General features: G+C 66.3%; 20 protein-coding genes. 14 read left to right on the forward strand and 6 right to left on the reverse strand.

The window, feature by feature from the left end; genetic code table 11:
- Window positions 1-2: 2 nt before the first annotated feature.
- The gene (locus ACZYZF_RS09825; RefSeq protein ID WP_463835505.1) at window positions 3-1,376 is read right to left on the reverse strand and encodes an ABC1 kinase family protein; all 1,374 of its coding nucleotides are present in this window, start codon (window positions 1,374-1,376) and stop codon (window positions 3-5) included.
- Window positions 1,377-1,428: 52 nt separating this feature from the next.
- A complete protein-coding gene (locus ACZYZF_RS09830) occupies window positions 1,429-2,436 on the reverse strand; it encodes an oxygenase MpaB family protein (RefSeq protein WP_463745060.1) in 1,008 nt (335 codons plus the stop codon).
- Window positions 2,437-2,512: 76 nt separating this feature from the next.
- Here ACZYZF_RS09830 and ACZYZF_RS09835 point away from each other — a divergent pair, with 76 nt between their 5' ends.
- Complete coding sequence (locus tag ACZYZF_RS09835; RefSeq protein ID WP_463745059.1) at window positions 2,513-3,124, forward strand: TetR/AcrR family transcriptional regulator; 612 nt, start codon at window positions 2,513-2,515, stop codon at window positions 3,122-3,124.
- 22 nt (window positions 3,125-3,146) lie between these two features.
- Here the strand turns inward: ACZYZF_RS09835 and ACZYZF_RS09840 are convergent, their stop codons facing one another.
- A complete protein-coding gene (locus tag ACZYZF_RS09840; RefSeq protein WP_463745058.1) occupies window positions 3,147-3,740 on the reverse strand; it encodes a DinB family protein in 594 nt (197 codons plus the stop codon).
- 3 nt (window positions 3,741-3,743) lie between these two features.
- The gene (locus tag ACZYZF_RS09845) at window positions 3,744-4,268 is read right to left on the reverse strand and encodes a DinB family protein (RefSeq protein WP_463835507.1); all 525 of its coding nucleotides are present in this window, start codon (window positions 4,266-4,268) and stop codon (window positions 3,744-3,746) included.
- A 61-nt stretch (window positions 4,269-4,329) separates the two neighbouring features.
- Here ACZYZF_RS09845 and ACZYZF_RS09850 point away from each other — a divergent pair, with 61 nt between their 5' ends.
- A complete protein-coding gene (locus tag ACZYZF_RS09850; protein ID WP_463745056.1) occupies window positions 4,330-5,301 on the forward strand; it encodes a helix-turn-helix transcriptional regulator in 972 nt (323 codons plus the stop codon).
- Here the strand turns inward: ACZYZF_RS09850 and ACZYZF_RS09855 are convergent.
- Complete coding sequence (locus ACZYZF_RS09855) at window positions 5,294-5,842, reverse strand: nucleotidyltransferase family protein (protein WP_463745055.1); 549 nt, start codon at window positions 5,840-5,842, stop codon at window positions 5,294-5,296. The genes ACZYZF_RS09850 and ACZYZF_RS09855 overlap by 8 nt on opposite strands.
- A 64-nt stretch (window positions 5,843-5,906) precedes the next feature.
- Between ACZYZF_RS09855 and ACZYZF_RS09860 the strand changes: the two genes are divergently transcribed.
- Genes ACZYZF_RS09860 through ACZYZF_RS09875 form a run of 4 tightly spaced genes read left to right on the forward strand, consistent with a single transcriptional unit; the run spans window position 5,907 to window position 12,401 of the window.
- Complete coding sequence (locus ACZYZF_RS09860; protein WP_463745054.1) at window positions 5,907-6,659, forward strand: endonuclease/exonuclease/phosphatase family protein; 753 nt, start codon at window positions 5,907-5,909, stop codon at window positions 6,657-6,659.
- Between the two features lie 18 nt (window positions 6,660-6,677).
- On the forward strand, window positions 6,678-10,868 hold the full coding sequence (locus ACZYZF_RS09865; RefSeq protein WP_463835509.1) for a glycoside hydrolase family 38 N-terminal domain-containing protein: 4,191 nt from the start codon (window positions 6,678-6,680) through the stop codon (window positions 10,866-10,868).
- Window positions 10,865-11,482, forward strand: a complete 618-nt coding sequence (locus ACZYZF_RS09870) for a DUF7158 domain-containing protein (RefSeq protein ID WP_463835511.1) — start codon at window positions 10,865-10,867, stop codon at window positions 11,480-11,482. The genes ACZYZF_RS09865 and ACZYZF_RS09870 overlap by 4 nt, the downstream gene beginning before the upstream one ends.
- A 28-nt stretch (window positions 11,483-11,510) precedes the next feature.
- Window positions 11,511-12,401, forward strand: a complete 891-nt coding sequence (locus tag ACZYZF_RS09875; RefSeq protein ID WP_463835867.1) for an ROK family protein — start codon at window positions 11,511-11,513, stop codon at window positions 12,399-12,401.
- Here ACZYZF_RS09875 and ACZYZF_RS09880 read toward each other — a convergent pair.
- A complete protein-coding gene (locus ACZYZF_RS09880) occupies window positions 12,302-12,736 on the reverse strand; it encodes a winged helix-turn-helix transcriptional regulator (RefSeq protein ID WP_463745051.1) in 435 nt (144 codons plus the stop codon). The two genes, ACZYZF_RS09875 and ACZYZF_RS09880, sit on opposite strands and share 100 nt — an antisense overlap.
- Before the next feature lie 72 nt (window positions 12,737-12,808).
- Between ACZYZF_RS09880 and ACZYZF_RS09885 the strand changes: the two genes are divergently transcribed.
- The 8 genes from ACZYZF_RS09885 (at window position 12,809) to ACZYZF_RS09920 (ending at window position 25,887) form a co-directional block, all read left to right on the forward strand.
- Window positions 12,809-13,261: an anthrone oxygenase family protein gene (locus tag ACZYZF_RS09885; RefSeq protein ID WP_463835512.1), complete on the forward strand. Its 453-nt coding sequence runs from the start codon at window positions 12,809-12,811 to the stop codon at window positions 13,259-13,261.
- Between the two features lie 274 nt (window positions 13,262-13,535).
- Window positions 13,536-14,063 (forward strand): 50S ribosomal protein L10, encoded by a 528-nt coding sequence (gene rplJ / locus ACZYZF_RS09890; protein ID WP_463745049.1) that lies wholly within the window; start codon window positions 13,536-13,538, stop codon window positions 14,061-14,063.
- A 78-nt stretch (window positions 14,064-14,141) separates the two neighbouring features.
- Window positions 14,142-14,528, forward strand: coding sequence for a 50S ribosomal protein L7/L12 (gene rplL / locus ACZYZF_RS09895; RefSeq protein WP_463745048.1), 387 nt, complete (start codon window positions 14,142-14,144; stop codon window positions 14,526-14,528).
- A gap of 203 nt (window positions 14,529-14,731) precedes the next feature.
- Window positions 14,732-15,817: an ABC transporter ATP-binding protein gene (locus ACZYZF_RS09900; protein ID WP_454788638.1), complete on the forward strand. Its 1,086-nt coding sequence runs from the start codon at window positions 14,732-14,734 to the stop codon at window positions 15,815-15,817.
- A gap of 67 nt (window positions 15,818-15,884) precedes the next feature.
- A complete protein-coding gene (locus ACZYZF_RS09905; protein WP_463835513.1) occupies window positions 15,885-16,985 on the forward strand; it encodes a hypothetical protein in 1,101 nt (366 codons plus the stop codon).
- 369 nt (window positions 16,986-17,354) lie between these two features.
- Window positions 17,355-20,873: a DNA-directed RNA polymerase subunit beta gene (rpoB, locus tag ACZYZF_RS09910; RefSeq protein WP_463745046.1), complete on the forward strand. Its 3,519-nt coding sequence runs from the start codon at window positions 17,355-17,357 to the stop codon at window positions 20,871-20,873.
- A 36-nt stretch (window positions 20,874-20,909) separates the two neighbouring features.
- Window positions 20,910-24,863 carry a DNA-directed RNA polymerase subunit beta' gene (locus ACZYZF_RS09915; protein WP_463835514.1) on the forward strand — a complete coding sequence of 1,318 codons (3,954 nt, stop codon included), beginning with the start codon at window positions 20,910-20,912 and terminating at the stop codon, window positions 24,861-24,863.
- Window positions 24,864-25,062: 199 nt separating this feature from the next.
- On the forward strand, window positions 25,063-25,887 hold the full coding sequence (locus tag ACZYZF_RS09920; protein WP_463835868.1) for a hypothetical protein: 825 nt from the start codon (window positions 25,063-25,065) through the stop codon (window positions 25,885-25,887).
- Window positions 25,888-25,890: the final 3 nt, after the last annotated feature.

Below are 25,890 nucleotides of genomic sequence, written 5' to 3' on the forward strand. Positions count from 1 at the left end.
ACTCAGCCCTCGATCCCGTCGCCGTCTTCGCTCTGCTTGTGCTCCCGGCTGATGTCCACCATGAAGTTGGCGAAGTATCCGGTGAGCTGTGGATCGTTCATCATCTGCCAGTTCGGCGCGAGCAGCTTCATGTACCGCTCCACGTAGAGGAACTGCTTGCCGATCAACACCAATTCGCGGGGCAGCTTGACGTCGTAGGCATCGGCCAGCGCGGAGAGTTGCTTGCCGATTTCGGCGTAGGACATATCGCCGAGCGACTTCATGGTGAGGGGGGTAGCGAACTTCTCCAGGTCCTTGGCGGCCTGTGCCTCGGGCTTCATGGTGCCGACCGCGCCCATCAGTACGACGATCTTGCCCGCGGCCGCATGGTCCTTCTTGACCAGCAGGGCGTACACGAGCTCGCGCAACAACCACCGGGTGCGTGGGTCGATGCGGCCCATGATGCCGAAGTCGAAGAACACGATCTTGCCGTCGTCATCGACGTAGAGGTTGCCCGCGTGCAGGTCGCCATGGAACAGGCCGTGCTTGAGGCCGCCCTCGAACACGCTGAACAGCAGGGCCTTGACGAGCGCGGTGCCGTCGAAGCCCTTCTTGCGGATGGCCGCCACGTCGTCGATGCGTACCCCGGTGATTCGTTCCATCGTCAGGACCCGCTGGCTGGTCAGGTCCCAGTAGACCTGAGGCACCCGGATGTTCTCGCCGAGCGGGGAGGCGTGCATGTGCGACACCCAGGCGTCCATCGACTGGGCCTCCAGCCGGAAGTCGAGCTCTTCGGCCAGGTTCTCGGCGAAGTCGGCGACCACGTCCTGGGCCGACAGCCGCCGGCCCAGCTTGGCCAGCTCCACCAGCTGCGCGCCGCGCTTGAGGATCTGCAGGTCGGCGGCGACGCGGCGGCGGATCCCCGGGCGCTGGATCTTGACCACCACCTCCTCGCCGCTGTGCAGCGTGGCGTAGTGCACCTGGGCGATCGAGGCCGAGGCGAACGGCTTCTCGTCGAAACTCTTGAACAGTTTCGTGGGCTCGTCGCCGAGCTCCTCTTTGAACAGCTGGTGGATGGCTTCCGCATTCGCCGGAGGCACCCGGTCGAGCAGGCTGCGGAACTCGCGGCTCAGCGGCTCACCGAAGGCACCGGGGCTCGACGCGATGATCTGGCCGAACTTGACGTAGGTGGGCCCCAGGTCGGAGAAGGTCTGCGGCACCTGTCTGATGATCTTCTGCTGCAGAGATCCGGCACCGAACATGCTGGCGGCGACACGGGCTCCGGTCCGGGTGATCTGCCACCCGGTGGCCCCGATACGGGCGGCTTCCACGGGCAGCGGCACCCGGCTCAACCTGGCGACCTCGCGGTGCTTGGTTTTCGGCGGCGTAGTGCTCATAGCTGCAGTGTCTCAAAGGCCACGGTCGGGCCAAAAACATCTGTGCCGTGAGTCACACCGACGCGAAGCTTTCTTCGACCTCTTCGCGGCTCAGAACGGGGTCGCTTCCGGGTACGTAAGTGGGCTCGGTGTGCGGACCCAGCAGGGGATCGATGCCGGCGTCCACTCGCTTCTGTGCCGCCCGGAACTCGCGCGTGGTGCCGGCAGCGGTATGCAGCCCGTTGATGATCGACCACACCATCGCGCGCCGGGCCGCCCGCTCGATCGGATTGGGATCAGAGTGCCCGATCAGTTGCTTGGCCCACTTCGGCATGGTGTCGCGGATCGCCCAGTCCACCGCACTCTGCGGCATCGGCAGGTTGGGGCCGGTGGCCATGGCCGCACCGTGGGTGAGCGCCAGCTTGGGCAGGTAAGAGTGCAGACACTCCAGGGTTTCGGCCTTGGTCTCGGGCAGGTCGGTGCCGCCGAGGGCATGGCCGACCCGGATGAATTCGCCGTAGTAGCGGTCAAGTTTCTTACCGCGCAACGGGTTCGGATGGTAGATCTCGTGCGCGGTGGCCAGCCCCCACACCACTGTCGCGTAGTTCCAGCGCAGCCAGTCCGGATCGTCGGCGTCATAGACCGCACCGTCGGGGCGGGTCCCCTTGATGGTGTGGTGCATGGCGCGGACGGTCTTGGCCACCCGTTCGGCGGTCTCGGTGTTGCCGTAGGCCGTGCCGATGAAGAACGCGATGGAGTGCCCCAGTCTCACCGCCGCGCCCTGGGGATCGATCTGCGGTACGGCGACCCCCGTCTCGGGATCTCGCTTGACCAGCCGCGAATGGTGCATGCCCATCCAGTAGATGGAGGGATCCAGCCGTTCGATGTAGGCCGCGCACTGCAGCCCGAAGATCAACGCTTCGGTGTGGGAGTGGACGTGCCAGACGGCGCTGCCCGGGCCGAACCAGCCTGGATCGCCGGCCGGGCCGGCGAACTCCATGCCACGGAAGTAGTGCTGGCGGATGTCTTTGTCGAACTTCCGCTGAAGCATCTGCTCGAGCACCTGGTGTGGCATGTCCACCGCGGACCCCCTTCTGGTTACGTCTGTAGCCAGAATACATTTTGGGTACGGGTGTGACCAGACTTAAGCTGTAGCAATGTCGAGCCCCACCCGCTGGGCCGGTGTGCCGCTGAACGACCGCCGCGCCGAACGCCGCGCCCTGCTGGTGGACGCGGCGTTCCGGCTGTTCGGAGACGGCGGTGAGGCGGCGGTCTCGGTGCGTTCGGTGTGCCGCGAATGCGGCCTGAACACCCGCTACTTCTACGAGAGCTTCGCCGACACCGACGACCTGCTCGGAGCCGTGTACGACGAGGTCAGCGCGGCCCTGGCCGTCGACGTCGACGCCGCGACGGCCGGGGCCGCAGACTCCCTACGGGCCAGGACCCGCGCCGGCATCGCCGCGGTACTGGGCTTCAGCTCAGCCGACCCTCGGCGGGGACGGGTGCTGTTCACCGACGCCAGGGCCAACCCGGTACTGGCCGCCCGACGCACGGCGACCCAGGACCTGTTGCGCGAGGCCGTGCTGTCCGAGGGCGGCCGGCTGCACCCGCGTTCGGATCCGGTGGCCGCCCAGGTGGGCGCGGCCATGTACACCGGTGCGATGGCCGAGCTCGCCCAGCAGTGGTTGAGCGGCAACCTGGGCGACGACCTGGACGTGGTGGTGGATTATGCGCTCCGGCTGGTGCTCGGCGGCGGTGCCGCCAGTTAGGCCGGGGCGGCGGTGCCGCCAGTTAGGCCGGGCGCCAGCGCTTGATCCACTCGGTCTCGGGCCACTGTTCCTCGGCTGCCAGTAACTCGTACATCGTTGCGCGATCGATGGATTCGCGGATGATGTCGGCATGCCCGGCGTGCCGGCCGAGTTCCTCGATCAGGTGCATGGCCACCCACCGCACCGACCAGTTGTCGACGTCCTGCGGGAACCACGGCACATCGTGGGGCACCGGAACCGAGGTTTCGAGGTCCTGCTCGGCGAATACCCGCAGCGTCTCGGCGTTCTGGGCCTTGAAGGCGTCGAGGAGACCGGCCAGGGTTTCGTCCTCGCGCATCACGTGCATGTCGGCGTACTCGGCGGCCTGTTCTTCGAACGGGCGGGGATCGGCCGGCGGGAACTGCGGTCCATGCTCGGCGCGGGCGGCCCAGCTCTTCTGCACCGCGGTGACGTGTTTGATCAGTCCGCCGACCGACAGCGCGCTCACTGACGGCGTGGACCGTGCCTGCTCGTCGGTCAGGCCGTGCGCCACGGCGAAGTAGGCGTTCTGCTGAAAGGCGAGGAACTCGACCAGGCTCTGGCGTTCGTCGGTCTTGGGAGGCGGCATTCCGGGCATCGTTCAGTTCTCCTTGCTGTGGGTTGAATGTGCGTAAAGGTCACGAATGCAGGCAATTTCGGCGCCGTGGTGGATTACCTCCCGGTTGATGTGCAGCACCAACTCGGCCATCGGGTGCTCGGCCCACGGGCCTTCGGCCGGACCGACCGGCTTCGCCAGGTCATTCTCGTCGAGGCCCCGAACCCCGTCGATCCAATTTCGGTACGCGTCGTCGAGTTGGCTCAGGGCGGTGGCCGCATCGGTGGCATACGGCCAGGACTCGTAGTCGGCCGGTGGTCCGCCGAAGTGCGAGCGGCTGCGCATCGCGAACACGCCGACGATGACGTGCGCCAGTCGCCACGCGATGGTGGTGAACGGTTCCGGTTGTGGCGGTGGATAACTGAAGTCGATGGCACCGTCGGGGCGGATGGTCCAGCAGTCGGGGACGGGTTGCCAGAAATACTCGTCGTCGGTCAGGCCGTCCAATCGCGGCCTCAGCTGATTTGTCCAGTGGAAGTCCAGTTGGTCGGCCAGAAGGTTTGTCCACATGGGAATACGTTCTCACCCATATAGGACAGATTCGGTCCTAAACATGCGGCAGACTTCTTGCATGGTCGTGAGCAGTGAAACCACCGGCCGCGTGCTGCAACTCCTCGGACTGTTGCAGTCGCGCCGAGGCTGGACGGGTGAAGAGCTGTCCGAACGGCTCGGTGTCACCACCCGCAGCGTCCGTCGCGACATCGAGCGGCTGCGTGAGCTCGGGTACCCCGTCCACGCCAGCAAGGGGCAGGGTGGGGGCTACCAACTCGGCGCAGGTGCGGCGCTGCCCCCACTGCTCCTCGATCCAGACGAAGCCGTCGCGATGGCCGTCTGCCTGCGGCTGGCTGCCGGCGGAAGCGTCGCCGGCGTCGGCGAATCCGCTCTGCGGGCGCTGTCCAAGCTCGACCAGGTCATGCCCGCGCGGCTGCGTTCACAGGTCTCGGCGGTGCACGACGCCACCGTCACTCTGGCCCCCAACTCCTCGGACTCCCCGGTGGACCCCGAGGTGCTGATGATCCTGGCCCGCGCCTGCCGCGACCGCGAGCACGTCAACTCCGACTACACCGACATCCGGGGCAACCACACCCAGCGGCGGCTGGAGCCCTATCAACTGGTGACCACCGGCCGTCGCTGGTATCTGATGGCCTACGACCGTGACCGCGACGACTGGCGCAGTCTGCGCCTGGACCGGATGTCCGCGGTGGCGGCCCGCGGCACCACCTTCGCGCCGCGCAAGGCGCCGGACGCGGCCGACTACGTGCGCCGCTCGATCAGCTCCTCGCCCTACCGCTACGTCGCCCGCGTGCGCTATCACGCCTCGCAAGAGGTTGTGGCACAGAAGTTTCCGCCGGCATCGGCCACCGTCGAGGCGGACGGGCCCGACGCCTGCATCGTCACCACCGGCGCCGACGACCCCGAGCGCATGGTGCTCTATTTCGCCACCGTCGGCCACGACTTCGAGGTGATCGAGCCGCCCGAGGTAGCTGCCGCTGTCGCAGCCGTCGCGGCCCGCCTGCACACCGCCTCTCGCGGAACTAGGTGATCCCGAGTCGGTCGACGAGCATCAGGAACGCGGCGGCGAAGTCGTTGTCGGCGGTCGTAGCGCGCACGACATCCCAGTCGACCTGCTCGCGGACCGCACGGGCGGCGGGCAGCAGCGCCGCGAAGTCGCAATGGTGTTCGTTGAGCGACCGCAGCTTCTCCGACACCACGAGCGTCGGCGGCAGGACCGGCATCCGGATCGCCAGCACATCGAGCACCTCGGCGGATCCCAGCACCGCGGCATCCACTGACGCCCCGTTGAGCTGGTAGAGCACGTCGACCAGGACGTCGTCGTCGGGATAGGCCTTGAACAACCAGTCCTCGGGGGCATGCACGATCTGAAACCCGGCTTTGCGCAACGCCACCTCGGCTGCCTCGGCGTCGGTCTCGGCGACGACGAAGTCGACGTCGTGCACGGGTTCGGGCGCACCGTGGGCCCACAACGCGTAGCTGCCGGCCAGCGCGAACTGCGGCCCGTGCGCCTTGAACGCCGACGCGGCACGCTTCAGCGCGTCACGGAGTGCGTCGTTGCGGTCGAGCATCTGCGCTCCAAGCTCTCTGGGGCGTCGATGATCGAGCCGGCGCCGTTGTGGGTACTGAGTACCCATGCGGCTGGCCACTTTCAACATCCTGCACGGACGCAGTGTTCACGATGGCGATGTCGACCTGGGCAGACTTGCCGCCGCGGTGGCCGAACTCGACGCCGACATCCTCGCGCTGCAAGAAGTCGACCTGGATCAGCCGCGCTCGGGCAAAGCGGATCTGACCGCCGTCGCCGCCCGGGCGATGAACGCCGTGCACCACCGGTTCGTCGCAGCCATCTCCGGAACCCCCGGCGCCACCTGGATGGCCGCGACCGGGCGCGAACAGCCCGGCACCGCCGCGTACGGCATCGCCCTGCTCACCCGGTACCCGGTCGAGAACTGGCAGGTGTTGCGACTCCCGCGGATACCGGTCCGGTTTCCGATGTACGTCTCGGGGATCCGCCGGTTCCGCATCGTGCACGAGGAGCCCCGGGCCGCGATGGTGGCCCGCGTCGACACCCCGCTGGGCGCGATCTCGGTGGCCAATACCCACCTGTCGTTCGTGCCGGGCTGGAACCGGCTGCAACTGCGGCATCTGATACGGGATCTGAGCGGCTTTCCCGGACCGCGGATTCTCATGGGAGACCTCAACTCGGGCGCGCCGGAGCACTGGCGGCCGCTCGGGGCCGCCCCGACGTTTCCTGCCGACACGCCGACGACGCAACTCGACCACATCCTCACCGACGACCCCAGGCTGTCCGCCACCGAATGCGTGGCACCGCACCTACCGATTTCGGATCATCGGGCGTTGGTCATCGACATTTCGGTGCCGTGAAGTCGTAGGGTTTTCCAGATGCACGTCACGTCAGTGGAGACGACGGAGCTGTTTGCCGGGCCGCAGAATGCCCCCCGGCAGCTGGTTCGGGTGAGATACGAGGCCTGCGGCTCGCCGACGCCGGTCCGGGTGGACGGGGATGGGCTCTCCGGAGAGGCGATCGCCGCATCCGGGGACGGCACCGTCGAGGTTCCGGTGGACGTCGAGCGAGGCGTACCCGGCGAGGTCCGGCGCGCCCGGGTGGGGGAAACGGCCTTCGACTTCATCGTGGCCGAGCCGGGCTGGACCATGTACATGATCAGCCACTTCCACTACGACCCGGTCTGGTGGAACACCCAGGCCGCCTACACCAGCGTGTGGACCGAGGATCCACCCGGCCAGTGCCGCCAGACCAACGGATTCGACCTGGTCCACGCACACCTGGAAATGGCGCGGCGCGAACCGGAATACAAGTTCGTCCTGGCCGAGGTCGACTATCTCAAGCCCTATTGGGATGCGCGCCCGGAAGATCGGGCCGATCTACGCCGGTTCATCGCGCAGGGCCGCGTCGAGATCATGGGCGGCACCTACAACGAACCCAACACCAACCTCACCAGCCCGGAGACCGCGATCCGGAACTTTGTGTCGGGCATGGGGTTTCAACGCGATGTGCTGGGTGCCGATCCGGCCACCGCGTGGCAGCTCGACGTGTTCGGCCACGACCCGCAGTTTCCCGGAATGGCGGCCGATGTCGGGCTGACCTCCAGCTCGTGGGCGCGCGGACCCCACCACCAATGGGGGCCGATGCAGAACGTGGCTGGTGTGGCTGGCGACCCCGAGCGCATGCAGTTCGCCAGCGAGTTCGAGTGGATCGCGCCGTCGGGCAGAGGGCTTCTCACCCATTACATGCCTGCGCACTATTCGGCCGGATGGTGGATGGACTCGTCCGCCTCACTGGCCGAGGCGGAGGAATCCACCTACACGCTGTTCACCAAACTCAAGCGAGTTGCGTTGACCCGCAACGTGCTCCTGCCCGTCGGCACCGATTACACGCCGCCCAACAAATGGGTCACCCAGATCCACCGCGATTGGAACTCGCGGTACGTCTGGCCGAAGTTCGTGTGCGCGCTGCCATCCGAATTCTTCACCGCGGTGCGGGCCGAAGTCGACGAGCGCGGGATCACGCCGTCCCCGCAGACCCGCGATATGAATCCGATCTACACCGGCAAAGACGTCTCCTACATCGACACCAAACAGGCCAACCGGGCCGCCGAGGACGCGGTGCTCGACGCCGAACGGTTCGCGGTGTTCGCCGGACTGCTCGGCGGTGCGGACTACCCGCAGGCCGCCATGGCCAAAGCCTGGGTGCAGCTGGCCTACGGGGCACATCACGACGCCATCACCGGCTCGGAATCCGATCAGGTCTACCTCGACCTGCTGACGAGTTGGCGCGACGCCTGGGAGCTGGGCGTCACTGCCCGCGACAATGCTCTGCGTCTGTTGTCGCAGGCCGTCGGCGGGTCCGGCGACCCCGAGAGCAGCGACCCGGGGACCAATGCCGTTGTCGTATGGAACGCACTGGCGCACAACCGGACCGACATTGTCACCGTGCACCTGGACGCGCCGTTCCCCGGTGCGGTGCTCGACAGTGACGGCAACGAGCTACCGGTTCTGGTCGAGCACGGTGGAGCGACGGTGAGCTGGCCGGCCCGTGACGTGCCGTCACTGGGCTGGCAGTCCTACCGTTTCGTCCCCGGCGCGGCGCGGGGCTGGGAACCGCTGGCGGGTGCCGAGATCGCCAACGACCGGTACCGGCTGCGCGTCGATGCGGCGCGTGGCGGTGGGGTGTGCTCGCTGCTGGACGACGGGCGCGAGCTCATCGCTGACGGCGGCGTCGGCAACGAACTGGCTGTCTACGAGGAGTATTCGGCCCACCCCGAGGCCGGGGAAGGGCCCTGGCACCTGCTCCCCACGGGGCCGGTGGTGTGCTCGTCGGCCGGGCCGGCCGACGACGTGCAGTGCTATGAGAGCGCGCTGGGGCAGCGGGTGATCGTACGGGGACGCATCGCAGACCTGTTGTGCTACACCCAGATCATCACACTGTGGTCCGGGGTGGACCGGGTCGATTGCCGCACCGTCATCGAGGAGTTCGTCGGGGCCGACCGCCTGGTGCGGCTGCGGTGGCCCTGTCCGGTACCGGGGGCGCTTCCGGTGAGTGAGGTCGGAGATGCCGTGATCGGCCGCGGATTCGGGCTGCTGCACCACGGTGCGGATCATCACGCCGTTGATGCCGCGCAACATCCGTGGACGCTGGACAACCCCGCCTACGGCTGGTTCGGGCTGTCCTCGGCCGTGCGCGTACGGATCGGAGCCGATGCGGTGCGAGCCGTTTCGGTGGCCGAGGTGGTCGCTCCCGACGACGGCACCGACCCGCGCGATCTGATGGTGGCCCTGGTACGCGCCGGGGTGACGGCCACCTGCAGCGCTGCCGACAAACCCCGCTACGGTGATCTCACCGTGGACTCCAACCTGCCCGACACCCGGTTCGCGCTCGGTGGCCCCGATGAAAACCAGTTCACCGCAGCCGTTCTCGCCGAGGCAGACATCGCCTACACCGACGAGTTCAAACGTCAGATCGACGCAAGCGGATCGGCCCGCGTCTGGGTGCCCGCCGACGCGCCGTTGATCGAACATTGGGTGCCGGGTGCCGATCTGCGCGGGGTGCGCACCTTGCCGGTCCTGATTCTGGCCGGGGACCTCGACGCGGTCGTCGATGACCTCGGTGACGCCGAGATCGTCGTCACCCAACACGTTCCCGGTGTGGCTGAACCGTTCGATGCCCGCACCGTCGCGCTGCTGAACCGTGGTGTGCCCAGCTTCGCCATCGAGCCCGACGGCACCTTGCACACGTCGCTGATGCGGTCCTGCACCGGCTGGCCGTCGGGCACCTGGATCGACCCGCCCCGCCGTACCGCACCGGACGGATCCAACTTCCAATTGCAGCACTGGACACACACATTCGACTACGCACTGGTCACCGGCGCAGGCGATTGGCGTGCCGCAGGGGTCGCACCCAGCGCGGCGGAGTTCAACCGGCCGCTGCAACCGGTGGTGGTCGATTCGGCAGTCGGCGGCGGTCTGCCGGCGTGGGGATCGCTACTGGAGATCGAGCCGGCGGGCACCGTACAACTGGGTGCGCTCAAGGCCACCGGGAATCCGCTCGCATCGGGCAGTGCCCGCAACGCCGATCCGGCCGACGGGGTCACCGTGCGTCTGGTCGAGATCACCGGCAGCGCCGCCGACGTCACCATCCGCTCCGGGCTGCGCGCGGTCTCCGCCGCCGCGAACCTGAACCTGCTGGAGGAGCCGGCGCCGGAGCAGCCCTCCCATCTGAGCCTGCACGGCTACCAGATCGCCACCGTATCCACTCAGCTCAACGTGCCGAAGGTGTTGCGTGGCGAGCACCAGCGGTTGGCGCCCGAAGCTGAGGCAGCACAGCCGCTCTACGCCCGGTACTGGCTGCACAACCGCGGTCCGGCGCCGCTGGGCGGCTTACCTGCTGTCGCGTACCTCCATCCGGAAAGCATTGCCGGACAACCTGGTGACGAGGTGGTCGTGCGGCTGACTGCAGCCAGCGACTGCACCGATGCCGTACTGCACGGCCGGGTCAGACTGCATGGTCCGCCAGGGTGGGACGTGCGGCCCGCAGAGTTGCCTTATGTCCTTCCACCGGGTGAGCACCTGGAAACGGAGGTGGTGTTGAGCGTCCCGGCCGGAGCCTCTCCCGGGCTGTACCCGTTGCGCGCCGAGCTCGCAGTGACGGGATCGGATGCGCTGCCGCCGTCGTGGCGGCAGGTGGTCGAGGACGTCTGCATCGTCACGATCGGTGACCCCGGAGGTGCCACCGGGGCCCACGTGCTCAAGCTGGTGTCCGAGCCGCAGGCCGTCGATGTCAAGGCCGGTGAGACCGCCCTGCTGTCGGTGACTGTCGGCACCGATGCACGCGCCGGACTGAGCGCCGAGGCACACCTGATCAGCCCGTGGGGAACCTGGGAGTGGATGGGACCGGCCGCGGTCGGTGTCGAGGTGCCCGCGGGGGGTACCGCCGAGATCGGGTTCGACGTCGCGCCGCCATCGTGGGTCGAACCGGGGGAGTGGTGGGCGTTGATCCGGGTGGGTTGTGCCGGGCGGCTGGTCTATTCGCCGGCGGTGAAGGTGACGGTCCGATGAACCCGGTGACATATGCGGCACGAGTGGCCGGAAAACCGGTGTGGATCAAGGAGATCGACGAGCGCGAAGCCGCATTGCGGGCCGGCAACCGGGCCTCGGCGCTGCCACGTCCCGGGACCAGCGAAGGGCGTCAGTTGCGCCGCTGGCTCACCCAGTTGGTGGTCGCCGAACGGGTGGTCGACGGGGAGGCCGCCGCGCGGGGCCTGTCCGGCCTCGGCGCACCCGGTCAGGACGAGGTGCTGCCCGACGTCGCCGCCAGGCTGGAGATCGGCAGCGTCGCCGCCGCCACGCTGGCTACCCCGATGGCCCGTGCGCTGTTCGCGGATGTGACCGCCGCGGTCGATGTTTCGGATGCGGAGGTGGCTGCCTACCACGCGCGAAATCCGCTGCGGTTCGCGCCGATTCAGGCGGACTCGCACGGCTGGCATGGCCGGCCGTACGCCCCGTCGTTGGATCAGGTGCACTACCGGATAGCCGCGCACCTGCGGGCGGCCGCACGCAGGCAGGCGTTCCGGCTGTGGCTCGACGCGCGATGCGCGGCCCTGGTGGAACTTGCCCCCGGGTACGAGCATCCCGGGGATCCCCGTCAACCGGACAACACGCACAAGCACTAGGAGTGCCTCCGTGGCCCTGACCCTGCCAATGACCCTGGCGGTCGATATCGGCGGCACCAAGATTGCCGTCGGCCTCGTCGATCCCGAGGGACAGCTCGTCCATCGGGCCCAGCTGCCCACCCCGGACGGTGATGCCGAGACGGTATGGGCCGTCGTCGAGAAACTGCTCGGCGAGACCATGCGGACCGCGGACGGGGCAGCGACCGCTGTGGGCGTGGCCTCGGCCGGGCCGATCGACCTGCCCAACGGAACCGTCAGCCCGATCAATATCACTGAGTGGCAACACTTTCCGATCGTGCAACGGGTTGCCGACGCCACCCGGTTGCCGGTCCGGCTCGGTGGCGACGGGCTGTGCATGGCACTCGGCGAGCAGTGGTGCGGTGCGGGCCGGGGTGCGCAGTTCCTGCTCGGCATGGTGGTGTCGACCGGGATCGGCGGTGGTCTGGTGCTCGACGGCGCACCGTATGACGGCCGCACCGGAAACGCCGGCCATGTCGGCCATGTCGTCGTCGCCCCCGACGGCGGTGAGGTGTGTACCTGCGGTGGGCACGGCTGCGTCGAGACCATCGCGTCCGGGCCCAGCATGGTGCGGTGGGCCCGGCGGCAGGGGTGGGACGGCATGGACGCCAAGGCGCTGGGCGACGCGGCCGGTCAAGGAGATGAATTGGCCGTCAAGGCATTTCATCGAGGGGCGCGGGCGGTGGCGGCGATGATCGCCTCGGTGGGCGCGGTCTGCGACCTGGACCTGGTGGTGATCGGCGGGGGAGTGGCCAAGTCCGGGGCATTGTTGTTCGACCCCCTGCGCGCGGCCCTCGCCGACTACGCCGGGCTCGAGTTCCTGCGGGGGCTGCGGGTGGTCCCGGCGGAACTCGGTGGGGACGCCGGCCTGGTGGGTGCGGCGGCCCTGGCGCGCGGCTGACGGCTCCGCTTCTGGAGCTCCATGTGGGTGCGACCCCATTCGCACAACGCGCCCAGCACGGGCGCCAGCGTCATGCCGTACTCCGAGATCGAATAGTGCACGCACGGCGGCACCGTGCCCGCGTCATGGCGATCGATGATCCCGGCGTCGACCAGCTCGTGCAGATGCCGGATGAGCATCCGCTCGGTGATGTCGGGGATGCTGCGGCGCAGTTCGGCGGTGCGCATCGGACCGTCGGACAACCGCCACAGGATGGTGCCCTTCCAGCGGCCGTCGATGACCGACAGCGTCGCGTCGATCGGGCACTCGCCGACCTCTTTCTTGGAAACCGCCACATCCGACCCCTTCAAGCTGACTAATTTGTCAGTACCTTGTTTTTTGTCAGCATACTGACCAGCCTGGATGGCATGGAAGAAATGGTGCAGATTCTCGCCCTGGTCGTGATGGGGCCCCTGGTCGGCGTCGAGTTCGGCGTCGCCGCGTTCACCAACCCGATCTTGCAGCGACTGCCCGACGCCGCCTACCGGCAGGCCCGCGGCACCGGCAGCCGGATCCTCGGGACGGCGATGCCGTTCTGGTACATGGGTTCGGTGGCGTTGCTGATCGCCGCCACGGTGTGGGATCCCGGGCCGGTGCTCATCACGGCCGTTGTGCTGATGGGGCTGGTCATGCTGCTGTCGGTCACCACACTGGTGCCGATCAACAACCGTGTCGCGGCGGGAATGGGCGGTGCTGGGGACGGTGACGAGGACCCTGATCAGTTCCATGAGCTGGCCCGACGCTGGGACCGTCTGCACTGGCTGCGGGTGGCGTTGCTTGCCGCGGCGTTCGTGCTACTGGTGATCGCGGGCGTCCGCTGACGGTGCCGGGAGGCCGCGCGTTTTGGCTGATCGGTGGGTGTTCGGCTACTCTGGTCGAGTTCCACCGAAGACCGTCGGTCACCGAGTAATCGGTTGAAGGTCCCGGGATATCCCGGGCGGCCCACGCAGGAGGACGAGGCTGGACCAGTTTTCGTGCTGGGTATATCTGCGCCCCGACCTGTCTGCGTCGGGGCGTTCGTCATTTCCGGACCTTCTTGTCGACCGGATGGCGGTTCGAGGCGGGACGCCCGATACCCACCACAAGGAGGCATGCATGGCCAAGGCTGAAAAGGCCACGGCGGTTGCCGACATTGCTGAGCAGTTCAAGGCGTCGACGGCCACCGTCGTCACCGAGTACCGCGGGCTGACTGTGGCGAACCTGGCTGAGCTGCGTCGTTCTCTCGGCGACTCCGCCACGTACACCGTCGCCAAGAACACTCTGGTGAAGCGCGCCGCGTCCGAAGCAGGCATTGAAGGTCTCGACGAGCTGTTCGCCGGTCCCACGGCGATCGCGTTCGTCAATGGTGAGCCCGTTGACGCTGCCAAGGCGATCAAGAAGTTCGCCAAGGACAACAAGGCGCTCGTCATCAAGGGCGGCTACATGGACGGCAAGGCGCTGTCCGTGTCCGAGGTCGAGAAGATCGCCGACCTCGAGTCGCGCGAGGTTCTGCTCGCCAAGCTGGCAGGTGCCATGAAGGGCAACCTGTCCAAGGCTGCAGGCCTGTTCAACGCGCCTGCTTCTCAGGTGGCCCGCCTCGCGGCGGCGCTGCAGGAGAAGAAAGCCGCCAGCGAAGCTGCCTAGCAGCTGCTCGATCGCAACGTCTGCGCAACCGCACAAACCACCCAACATCTGTAAGAAAAATCAGGAAGGACCATAAACATGGCCAAGCTGTCCACCGACGAACTGCTCGACGCGTTCAAGGAAATGACCCTGCTGGAGCTCTCTGAGTTCGTGAAGCAGTTCGAAGAGGTCTTCGAGGTCACCGCCGCCGCTCCGGTCGCCGTTGCCGCCGCCGGCGCCGCCCCGGCCGCCGCCGAGGCCGCCGAGGAGCAGTCGGAGTTCGACGTCATCCTCGAGGGTGCCGGCGAGAAGAAGATCGGCGTCATCAAGGTCGTCCGCGAGATCGTCTCCGGCCTGGGCCTGAAGGAAGCCAAGGATCTGGTCGACGGCGCTCCCAAGCCGCTGCTGGAGAAGGTCACCAAGGAGGCCGCCGAGGACGCCAAGAGCAAGCTCGAGGCTGCCGGCGCCAGCGTCACCGTCAAGTAGTCCATATCTGGACCGCAAGGACCCCCGAATCCGTATGGATTCGGGGGTCCTTTGCTCGTGTGTGCAGGATTGGTCCGGGCAGCGTCGGGGTACTCCCGAATATTGGGAGACATGCATGTGTGTGCGCTCGCGCGTGCGCTATGGTGACTCAAGCCACAGGCCGCAGCAGGTGGTGGGGTGAGCCGTAGGCGGAAGGATCTTTGATGGGCGTCCAAATCGATGTGACGGGGCTGAGCAAATCTTTTGGATCGTCAAAGATTTGGGAAGACGTCACGTTGACGGTTCCCGAGGGTGAGGTCAGCGTGTTGCTGGGCCCGTCGGGTACCGGTAAATCGGTGTTCTTGAAGTCCCTGATCGGCCTGCTGCGCCCGGAGCGCGGCTCGATCGTCATCGACGGCACCAACATCCTTGAGTGCTCGGCGAAAGAGCTCTACGAGATCCGCACCCTGTTCGGTGTGCTGTTCCAGGACGGCGCGCTGTTCGGCTCGATGAACATCTATGACAACACCGCCTTCCCGTTGCGCGAGCACACGAAGAAGAGCGAGAGCGAGATCCGCAACATCGTCATGGAGAAGCTCGACCTGGTGGGTATGCCCAACGACGGGCACAAGTTCCCCGGTGAGATCTCCGGCGGTATGCGCAAGCGCGCCGGCCTGGCCCGCGCCCTGGTGCTCGACCCGAAGATCATCCTGTGTGACGAGCCGGACTCCGGTCTGGACCCGGTCCGTACCGCATACCTGTCGCAGCTGCTGATCGACATCAACGCGCAGATCGACGCCACGGTGCTGATCGTGACGCACAACATCAACATCGCCCGGACCGTGCCCGACAACATCGGCATGCTGTTCCGCAAGCAGTTGGTCATGTTCGGTCCCCGCGAGGTGCTGCTGACCAGCGAGGAGCCCGTCGTCAAGCAGTTCCTCAACGGTCGCCGTATCGGGCCGATCGGTATGTCCGAGGAGAAGGACGAGGCCACGGCGGCCGCTGAGCAGGCCATGATGGAGGCCGGCCAGCACGACGGTGGTGTCGAGGAGATCGAGGGTGTGCCGCCGCAGCTGATGGCGACCCCCGGTATGCCGGAGCGCAAGGCTGTGGGCCGTCGTCAGGCGCGCGTGCGGGAGATCCTGCACACCCTGCCGCCGGCCGCCCAGGCCGCGATCCTGGATGACCTGGAGGGCACGCACAAGTACGCGGCGCACGAGTTCGGCGACGAGCCCACCGCGCGCCACCACCGCCCGGTCGAGGACGACGCCCCGACCGGAGCCATCGAGGTTCCTCACCAGAGCTGAGTTTCATCACATCAGGCCGGGCCCCAGGGTCCGGCCTGATTTGTCTCGCGGACACGCAGGAGCCGACATGCACCCGCAGCGGGGTCAGCCCACCCGATTCGAGGAATTGGGCGGTGGCGTCACCCGGGCGAACGGTATCGCCGATGCACGGATGACCAGACAGTTGGCGCGCGCCGAATACCTCCCCAAACGCCGACTGTGGATCGTTTTTGCCCTGGTCACCGTGGTCGTCCCCATCGTCGTCGTTCTTTCCGCCGACATGCCGTTCTCGGGCGAGAATCTCCCTTATCTCCTGTACGCGCTGGCGTTCACCGTCGTCATGAGTGTCGGGATCTTCACTGTGTTCGGGTTCGGACTGCTCGTCCTCGCAGCACCCCGGAGTTGGGCGCTCAAGCTGCCTGCCGGCACTGCCATGTGGGCCGAGTTCAGGCCGGAGGCCATCGGTATCGGCTGGTTGGAGCACTTCAATGCGCTCTACCTCGACCAGGTGCTTCAGGTCCGGCGTGTTGACTCGGTCCTTCTGGTGCAGGGCGTCGGTGACATTCAACTGCTGATCCCCGACGAGCTGGTACCGCCAGACATCGCGGCCAAATTGCTGTCCACCTTCAAAGAGCGTCGCCGGGTGGTTCCGTCGTATCCGGAGGCGGCGACGCCCGGTGCAAGGCAGCGGACGGGCCCCGATGGGGTGACCCGCGTCATGGACATCGCCGACGCCGGTTTGGCCGACGAACTGGGCGCCGCGGTCAAGCGCAGTGTGGTGACTCGATTGGCGCTCGCGCTCGCGATCCTCGTACCACTGGTGGTGCTCGGCTATTCGTATGTCGAGGACGGGGAGCTGACCGCGTCTTCGGTGCTCCGCGCCGCTGGGGTGTTGGTCGCGACCGTCGGTGCGCTCACGTACGTGGTGTGCTTCGCGACGCCGGCGAAATTCCGTCAGTTGGTTCCGCCCGGAGCGCCGATCGCGGCCGAGTTCGGTTCGCAGCAGATCGGGGTACGCCTCGGAGGCCATCTGCAGATCTTGAAGCTGGGCGGTATCGAGCGCACCTGGCACGCTGACCACGTGTTTCACGTCTCGGCGCGGGGTTTGGGAACGGGACTGGTGATCCCGGAACGGTTGGTTCCGGCGGATGTCGCATCAGGGCTGTTCGCGCATTTCGGCGCGGCATGATCCGCGCACCAAACCGCGCGTCACCTCTTGACGGACGGCCATGGACAGGCCAATCTGTTGGGCAGCATGTGTGAAGGGTTTAGTGGACGCCAGCCAGCGCCGGGTGAACCCGCTTCACGCGGTGGATGTGTGGTGGTTGAGGACTGCTCGTTGAATAATTGGCGGACGTGCGCTATCGTTGGACGTTGCGCTGGCTGCACCCTGCCCACCCTCACCTGACCTGCACACAATGTTCTAGCCTGAGCGTTGCTCAGCATCTAGTCCTGTGCCGTGCGTATGAGGTTCCGGACAGGTCAAAGCCAGCCGAACCGACGCAGAATCGCGGCCCAGAAGGACGGCTCTTGCTGGCCCTTTCAAAAGTCGCATGAGGTGCTGGAAGGATGCATCTTGGCAGTCTCTAGCCAGAGCACAGCGAACGCTAACACCAATAACTCCGTCCCAGGAGCACCGAACCGAGTTTCATTTGCAAAGCTCCGTGAACCACTTGAGGTTCCGGGGCTACTCGACGTGCAGACCGATTCCTTCGACTGGCTCGTCGGAGGGGATGGATGGCGCCAGAAGGCCGTCGATCGCGGCGAGACCAACCCCAAGGGCGGTCTCGAAGAGGTGCTCGAAGAGCTCTCGCCGATCGAGGATTTCTCCGGCTCGATGTCGCTGAGCTTCTCGGACCCGCGCTTCGACGAAGTCAAGGCACCGGTCGACGAGTGCAAAGACAAGGACATGACGTACGCGGCTCCGCTGTTCGTCACGGCCGAGTTCATCAACAACAACACCGGTGAGATCAAGAGCCAGACGGTCTTCATGGGTGATTTCCCGATGATGACCGAGAAGGGCACCTTCATCATCAACGGCACCGAGCGTGTCGTGGTGTCCCAGCTGGTCCGTTCGCCCGGTGTGTACTTCGACGACAGCATCGACAAGTCCACCGAGAAGACGCTGCACAGTGTCAAGGTGATCCCCGGCCGCGGTGCGTGGCTCGAGTTCGACGTCGACAAGCGCGACACCGTCGGTGTCCGCATCGACCGCAAGCGTCGTCAGCCGGTCACCGTGCTCCTGAAGGCCCTGGGCTGGACGAATGAGCAGATCGTGGAGCGCTTCGGCTTCTCCGAGATCATGATGGGCACCCTCGAGAAGGACAGCACCGCTGGTCCCGACGAGGCGCTGCTGGACATCTACCGCAAGCTGCGTCCGGGCGAGCCGCCGACCAAGGAGTCCGCGCAGACCCTGCTGGAGAACCTGTTCTTCAAGGAGAAGCGCTACGACCTGGCCCGCGTCGGCCGCTACAAGGTCAACAAGAAGCTCGGGCTGAACGCCGGCAAGCCGATCACGTCGTCGACCCTCACCGAGGAAGACGTCGTCGCCACCATCGAGTACCTGGTGCGTCTGCACGAGGGCCAGACCTCGATGACGGTTCCCGGCGGCGTCGAGGTTCCGGTCGAGGTCGATGACATCGACCACTTCGGCAACCGTCGTCTGCGTACCGTGGGCGAGCTGATCCAGAACCAGATCCGGGTCGGCCTGTCGCGCATGGAGCGTGTCGTGCGTGAGCGCATGACCACCCAGGACGTCGAGGCGATCACGCCGCAGACCCTGATCAACATCCGTCCCGTCGTGGCGGCAATCAAGGAGTTCTTCGGTACCAGCCAGCTGTCGCAGTTCATGGACCAGAACAACCCGCTGTCGGGTCTGACCCACAAGCGTCGTCTGTCGGCGCTGGGCCCCGGCGGTCTGTCCCGTGAGCGTGCCGGCCTTGAGGTCCGCGACGTCCACTCGTCGCACTACGGCCGCATGTGTCCGATCGAGACCCCTGAGGGTCCCAACATCGGTCTGATCGGCTCGCTGTCGGTGTATGCCCGGGTCAACCCGTTCGGCTTCATCGAGACCCCGTACCGCAAGGTCACCGATGGCGTCGTCACCGACCAGGTCGACTACCTGACCGCCGACGAGGAGGACCGCCACGTCGTGGCGCAGGCCAACTCGCCGATCGCCGCGGACGGCAGCTTCACCGAGGACCGCGTGATGGTCCGCCGTAAGGGTGGCGAGGTCGAGAACGTGGCCCCGTCCGACGTCGACTACATGGACGTCTCGCCGCGCCAGATGGTGTCTGTCGCGACCGCGATGATCCCGTTCCTCGAGCACGACGACGCCAACCGTGCCCTGATGGGTGCCAACATGCAGCGCCAGGCGGTTCCGCTGGTGCGCAGCGAGGCCCCGCTGGTCGGTACCGGTATGGAGCTGCGCGCCGCGATCGACGCAGGCGATGTCATCGTCTCGGAGAAGGCGGGCGTCGTCGAGGAGGTCTCGGCCGACTACATCACCGTGATGGCCGATGACGGCACCCGGCACACCTACCGGATGCGCAAGTTCGCCCGGTCCAACCACGGCACCTGCGCCAACCAGCGTCCGATCGTGGACGCCGGGCAGCGTGTCGAGGCCGGCCAGGTCGTCGCCGACGGACCGTGCACCGAGAACGGTGAGATGGCCCTGGGCAAGAACCTGCTCGTGGCGATCATGCCGTGGGAGGGTCACAACTACGAGGACGCGATCATCCTCTCCAACCGTCTGGTTGAGGAGGACGTGCTCACCTCGATTCACATCGAAGAGCACGAGATCGATGCCCGCGACACCAAGCTGGGCGCCGAGGAGATCACCCGGGACATCCCGAACGTCTCCGATGAGGTGCTGGCCGATCTCGACGAGCGCGGCATCGTCCGCATCGGCGCCGAGGTCCGCGACGGCGACATCCTGGTCGGCAAGGTCACCCCGAAGGGTGAAACCGAGCTGACCCCGGAGGAGCGCCTGCTGCGTGCCATCTTCGGTGAGAAGGCCCGCGAGGTCCGCGACACGTCGCTCAAGGTGCCCCACGGTGAGTCCGGCAAGGTGATCGGCATCCGCGTGTTCTCACGTGAGGATGACGACGAGCTGCCCGCCGGTGTCAACGAGCTGGTCCGCGTCTACGTGGCCCAGAAGCGCAAGATCTCCGACGGCGACAAGCTCGCCGGACGCCACGGCAACAAGGGCGTCATCGGCAAGATCCTGCCGGTCGAGGACATGCCGTTCATGCCTGATGGCACCCCGGTGGACATCATCCTGAACACCCACGGTGTGCCGCGTCGTATGAACATCGGCCAGATCCTGGAAACTCACCTCGGGTGGGTCGCCAAGGCCGGCTGGAACATCGACGGTGCCGACGGTGCCGGTGAAGTTCCTGCCTGGGCGTCGAACTTGCCGGAGGGCCTGCTCTCCGCCCCGGCGGACAGCATCGTGTCCACCCCGGTGTTCGACGGTGCGCAGGAAGGGGAGCTCTCGGGTCTGCTCGGCTCGACGCTGCCCAACCGCGACGGCGACGTCATGGTCAACGCCGACGGCAAGTCGCAGTTGTTCGATGGCCGCAGTGGCGAGCCGTTCCCGTACCCGGTGACGGTCGGCTACATGTACATCCTGAAGCTGCACCACTTGGTGGACGACAAGATTCACGCGCGTTCCACCGGCCCGTACTCGATGATCACCCAGCAGCCGCTGGGCGGTAAGGCGCAGTTCGGTGGCCAGCGGTTCGGTGAAATGGAATGTTGGGCCATGCAGGCCTACGGTGCCGCCTACACCCTGCAGGAGCTGCTGACCATCAAGTCCGACGACACCGTCGGCCGGGTCAAGGTGTACGAGGCAATCGTGAAGGGCGAGAACATCCCCGAACCCGGTATTCCGGAGTCGTTCAAGGTGCTTCTCAAGGAGCTGCAGTCGCTGTGCCTCAACGTTGAGGTGCTCTCCAGTGACGGCGCGGCGATCGAGATGCGTGACGGCGATGACGAGGACTTGGAGCGTGCTGCTGCAAACCTCGGTATCAACCTGTCACGCAACGAGTCCGCCTCTGTCGAAGATCTCGCCTGAGTTGTTTTCTAGTCCCGAAAGGGGAAAGGGAGTTACGTGCTAGACGTCAACTTCTTCGATGAACTCCGCATCGGTCTCGCGACCGCGGACGACATCCGCAACTGGTCGTTCGGTGAGGTCAAGAAGCCGGAGACCATCAACTACCGCACGCTCAAGCCTGAGAAGGACGGCCTGTTCTGCGAGAAGATCTTCGGACCGACTCGCGACTGGGAGTGCTACTGCGGCAAGTACAAGCGCGTCCGCTTCAAGGGCATCATCTGTGAGCGCTGCGGCGTCGAGGTAACTCGCGCCAAGGTGCGCCGTGAGCGGATGGGCCACATCGAGCTGGCCGCGCCCGTCACGCACATCTGGTACTTCAAGGGTGTTCCGTCCCGGTTGGGCTACCTGCTCGATCTGGCCCCGAAGGATCTGGAAAAGATCATCTACTTCGCGGCCTACGTGATCACCGCGGTCGACGACGAGATGCGCCACAACGAGCTGTCCACGCTCGAGGCCGAGATGGCCGTCGAGCGCAAGGCTGTCGAGGATCAGCGCGACTCCGACCTGGAGGCCCGGGCCCAGAAGCTCGAAGCCGACCTGGCCGAGCTGGAGGCCGAGGGTGCCAAGTCCGACGTGCGCCGCAAGGTGCGCGACGGCGGCGAGCGTGAGATGCGTCAGCTCCGTGACCGGACCCAGCGTGAGCTGGACCGGCTCGACGAGATCTGGACCACCTTCACCAAGCTGGCCCCCAAGCAGCTCATCGTCGACGAGGTCCTCTACCGCGAGCTGCAGGACCGCTACGGCGAGTACTTCAACGGTGCCATGGGCGCGGAGTCGATCAAGAAGCTCATCGAGACCTTCGACATCGAGGCCGAGGCCGAGTCGCTGCGCGACACCATCAAGAACGGCAAGGGCCAGAAGAAGCTGCGCGCCCTCAAGCGTCTGAAGGTCGTCGCGGCCTTCCAGCAGTCGGGTAACTCCCCGCTGGGCATGGTGCTGGATGCCGTCCCGGTGATCCCGCCGGAGCTGCGTCCGATGGTTCAGCTCGACGGTGGCCGTTTCGCCACCTCCGACCTGAACGACCTGTACCGCCGCGTGATCAACCGCAACAACCGGCTCAAGCGACTGATCGACCTCGGTGCGCCCGAGATCATCGTCAACAACGAGAAGCGCATGCTTCAGGAGTCGGTGGACGCACTGTTCGACAACGGCCGTCGTGGCCGGCCCGTCACCGGGCCGGGCAACCGTCCGCTCAAGTCGCTGTCCGATCTGCTCAAGGGCAAGCAGGGCCGCTTCCGTCAGAACCTGTTGGGTAAGCGCGTCGACTACTCGGGCCGTTCGGTCATCGTGGTCGGCCCGCAGCTCAAGCTGCACCAGTGCGGTCTGCCCAAGCTGATGGCTCTCGAGCTGTTCAAGCCGTTCGTGATGAAGCGTCTGGTCGACCTGAACCACGCGCAGAACATCAAGAGCGCCAAGCGCATGGTGGAGCGTCAGCGTCCCCAGGTTTGGGACGTCCTTGAGGAAGTAATTGCAGAGCATCCTGTTTTGCTGAACCGTGCACCTACGCTGCACCGCCTGGGTATCCAGGCCTTCGAGCCGCAGCTGGTGGAAGGCAAGGCAATTCAGCTGCACCCGCTCGTCTGTGAGGCGTTCAACGCCGACTTCGACGGTGACCAGATGGCCGTGCACCTCCCGCTGTCCGCGGAGGCGCAGGCCGAGGCTCGCATCCTGATGCTGTCGAGCAACAACATCCTGTCCCCGGCGTCGGGTAAGCCGCTGGCCATGCCGCGTCTGGACATGGTGACCGGCCTGTACTTCCTGACCACCGAGGTCCCGGGCGACACCGGCGAGTACGTGCCGGCCGCCAAGGACTCCCCGGAGCACGGTGTGTACAGCTCACCGGCCGAGGCCATCATGGCGCTCGACCGGGGTGCCCTGTCGGTGCGCGCCAAGATCAAGGTGCGGTTGACGCAGCAGCGTCCGCCGGTTGCCGTCGAGGCCGAGCTGTTCGAGAACGGATGGAAGCCGGGCGACGCCTGGACCGCCGAGACCACCCTGGGTCGCGTGCTGTTCAACGAGCTGCTGCCCAAGAGCTATCCGTTCATCAACGAGCAGATGCACAAGAAGGTCCAGGCCCGGATCATCAACGATCTGGCCGAGCGCTTCCCGATGATCGTGGTGGCGCAGACCGTCGACAAGCTCAAGGACGCCGGCTTCCACTGGGCCACCCGTTCGGGTGTCACGGTCTCGATGGCCGACGTTCTGGTGCCGCCGCAGAAGCAGGAGATCCTGGAGCGGCACGAGGCCGAGGCCGAGGCGATCGAGCGCAAGTACCAGCGCGGCGCGCTGAACCACAACGAGCGCAACGAGTCGTTGGTCAAGATCTGGCAGGACGCCACCGAAGAGGTGGGTAAGGCGATGGAGGAGTACTACCCGGCCGACAACCCGATCATCACGATCGTGAAGTCCGGCGCCACGGGTAACCTCACCCAGACCCGCACCCTGGCCGGCATGAAGGGCCTGGTGACCAACCCGAAGGGTGAGTTCATCCCGCGCCCGATCAAGTCCTCGTTCCGTGAGGGCCTGACGGTGTTGGAGTACTTCATCAACACCCACGGTGCTCGTAAGGGTCTGGCCGACACCGCTCTGCGTACCGCCGACTCGGGTTACCTGACCCGTCGTCTGGTGGACGTTTCGCAGGACGTCATCGTGCGCGAGACCGACTGTGAGACCGAGCGCGGCATCGTCGTCACGCTGGCCGAGCGCGGACCGGACGGTTCGCTGATCCGCGATGCGCACGTCGAGACCTCGGCGTTCGCCCGCACCTTGGCCACCGACGCGGTGGACGAGAAGGGCAATGTCGTCATCGAGCGCGGCCATGACCTGGGAGACCCGGCCATCGACGCGCTGCTGGCTGCCGGTGTCGCCCAGGTGAAGGTCCGCTCCGTGCTGACCTGTGCCTCGGCCTCCGGTGTGTGTGCCAAGTGCTACGGCCGCTCGATGGCCACCGGCAAGCTGGTCGACATCGGCGAGGCCGTCGGCATCGTCGCCGCCCAGTCCATCGGTGAGCCCGGTACCCAGCTGACCATGCGTACCTTCCACCAGGGTGGTGTTACCGGTGGCGCCGACATCGTCGGTGGTCTGCCTCGCGTGCAGGAGCTGTTCGAGGCCCGTATTCCGCGGAACAAGGCGCCCATCGCCGACGTCGCGGGTCGGGTCCGGCTGGAGGAGAGCGACAAGTTCTTCAAGATCACCATCGTTCCTGACGACGGTGGCGAGGAAGTTGTCTACGAGAAGCTCTCCAAGCGTCAGCGGCTGCGCGTGCTCACCCACGAGGACGGCTCCGAGGGCCTGCTGTCCGACGGTGACCACGTCGAGGTCGGCGACCAGCTGATGGAAGGCTCCGCCGATCCGCACGAGGTGCTGCGTGTCCAGGGCCCCCGCGAGGTGCAGATCCACCTCGTCAAGGAGGTCCAGGAGGTCTACCGGGCCCAGGGCGTGTCGATCCACGACAAGCACATCGAGGTCATCGTCCGGCAGATGCTGCGTCGCGTCACGATCATCGATTCGGGTGCAACGGAGTTCCTGCCCGGTTCGCTCACCGAGCGTGCCGAGTTCGAGACCGCGAACCGTCGCGTCGTGGCCGAGGGCGGCGAGCCCGCGGCCGGACGTCCGGTGCTGATGGGTATCACCAAGGCGTCGCTGGCCACCGATTCGTGGCTGTCGGCGGCGTCGTTCCAGGAGACCACTCGCGTGCTGACCGATGCGGCGATCAACTGCCGCAGCGACAAGCTGCAGGGTCTGAAGGAGAACGTGATCATCGGCAAGCTGATCCCGGCCGGTACCGGCATCGCCCGTTACCGCGACATCCAGGTGCAGCCGACCGAAGAGGCCCGCGCTGCGGCGTACACGATCCCGTCCTACGAGGATCAGTACTACAGCCCGGACTTCGGTGCGGCCACCGGTGCTGCGGTGCCGCTGGACGATTACGGATACAGCGATTACCGCTAGGTAGTCACCTCTCTGCGCGAGCAGACGCAAATGTCCCCGCACGCCCGGCGTGTCGGGGACATTTGCGTCTGGTGGGCAAGTTATCCACAGGCACCGGCGGCGGTAACTTCCCTGGTGGCGGGACCATTGCCACCATGAACGGGTGTTCATCGACGAGGTGTTCGCCGTCAACGGTGGTGTGGCAACACATCAACAGCTGATGGCGGTGATGTCCCGAAAGGCGCTCGCGTCACACATGCGGGCAGGAGCGATCATTCGTGTTCGGCACGGTGTCTATGCATTGAGTCCGCCCGACACAGCCGTCCAACTCGCTGCGCTCGACCTCCATGCCGGCATGCCGCTGGTGGCCTGCATGAACACTGCCGCTGCGCTGTTTGGGTTCGACACCGAGGGTGATCGCCGGATCCACGTTCTCGACCCGGGCGTGCGGATGCGCCCTGCCTGCGGCCTGATGGTGCATCAACGGGTCGGGGCACCGTTGCGCCGGGTTCGCGGTCGGCTGGCGACGGCACCCGCGTGGACTGCCGTCGAGATCGCTCGCACACTCCGGCGCCCGCGAGCGCTCGCGACGTTGGATGCCGCGTTGCATTGCCAGGCGTGCACCGCTGCCGAGCTGGACGTCGCGATCAGAGAACAGAAGGGTCGACGTGGCATCGTCAAGGTTCGTGAGTTGATCGAGTATGCGGACGCGCGGGCAGAGTCGCCGATGGAGAGCGAAGCGCGGCTGGTTTTCATCGATGGCGGATTACCAACGCCGGAACTGCAGTACGAGATTGTCGATCTCCAAGGCAAGCGCTGGCGGGTGGACTTTGCCTGGCCAGACGCGAATGTGGTCGCCGAATACGAAAGTATGGATTGGCACGCGAGTCCTGAGGCGCTCAGGCACGATCGCACCAAGACGGCAAGGCTGCAGGAGTGCGGTTGGATGTCGATTCCGCTAGTCGTCGACGATGTTCGCCGCTACCCGACGGAACTCGTTGCGCGGATGTATCGCCACTTGGAGCGGCGCTCGTTAGCCAGCTGAGCA

The sequence above is a fragment of the Mycobacterium sp. IDUB_24 genome, assembly GCF_055419385.1.

Excerpts from the sequence above, each read along its gene's own strand:
- ACZYZF_RS09825 (WP_463835505.1), bottom strand. The coding sequence starts at position 1,376 with ATGAGCACTACGCCGCCGAAAACCAAGCACCGCGAGGTCGCCAGGTTG.
- ACZYZF_RS09835 (WP_463745059.1), top strand. The coding sequence starts at position 2,513 with ATGTCGAGCCCCACCCGCTGGGCCGGTGTGCCGCTGAACGACCGCCGC.
- ACZYZF_RS09840 (WP_463745058.1), bottom strand. The coding sequence starts at position 3,740 with ATGCCCGGAATGCCGCCTCCCAAGACCGACGAACGCCAGAGCCTGGTC.
- ACZYZF_RS09845 (WP_463835507.1), bottom strand. The coding sequence starts at position 4,268 with ATGTGGACAAACCTTCTGGCCGACCAACTGGACTTCCACTGGACAAAT.
- ACZYZF_RS09850 (WP_463745056.1), top strand. The coding sequence starts at position 4,330 with ATGGTCGTGAGCAGTGAAACCACCGGCCGCGTGCTGCAACTCCTCGGA.
- ACZYZF_RS09855 (WP_463745055.1), bottom strand. The coding sequence starts at position 5,842 with ATGCTCGACCGCAACGACGCACTCCGTGACGCGCTGAAGCGTGCCGCG.
- ACZYZF_RS09860 (WP_463745054.1), top strand. The coding sequence starts at position 5,907 with ATGCGGCTGGCCACTTTCAACATCCTGCACGGACGCAGTGTTCACGAT.
- ACZYZF_RS09865 (WP_463835509.1), top strand. The coding sequence starts at position 6,678 with ATGCACGTCACGTCAGTGGAGACGACGGAGCTGTTTGCCGGGCCGCAG.
- ACZYZF_RS09870 (WP_463835511.1), top strand. The coding sequence starts at position 10,865 with ATGAACCCGGTGACATATGCGGCACGAGTGGCCGGAAAACCGGTGTGG.
- ACZYZF_RS09875 (WP_463835867.1), top strand. The coding sequence starts at position 11,511 with ATGACCCTGGCGGTCGATATCGGCGGCACCAAGATTGCCGTCGGCCTC.
- ACZYZF_RS09885 (WP_463835512.1), top strand. The coding sequence starts at position 12,809 with ATGGAAGAAATGGTGCAGATTCTCGCCCTGGTCGTGATGGGGCCCCTG.
- rplJ (WP_463745049.1), top strand. The coding sequence starts at position 13,536 with ATGGCCAAGGCTGAAAAGGCCACGGCGGTTGCCGACATTGCTGAGCAG.
- rplL (WP_463745048.1), top strand. The coding sequence starts at position 14,142 with ATGGCCAAGCTGTCCACCGACGAACTGCTCGACGCGTTCAAGGAAATG.
- ACZYZF_RS09900 (WP_454788638.1), top strand. The coding sequence starts at position 14,732 with ATGGGCGTCCAAATCGATGTGACGGGGCTGAGCAAATCTTTTGGATCG.
- ACZYZF_RS09905 (WP_463835513.1), top strand. The coding sequence starts at position 15,885 with ATGCACCCGCAGCGGGGTCAGCCCACCCGATTCGAGGAATTGGGCGGT.
- ACZYZF_RS09920 (WP_463835868.1), top strand. The coding sequence starts at position 25,063 with ATGGCGGTGATGTCCCGAAAGGCGCTCGCGTCACACATGCGGGCAGGA.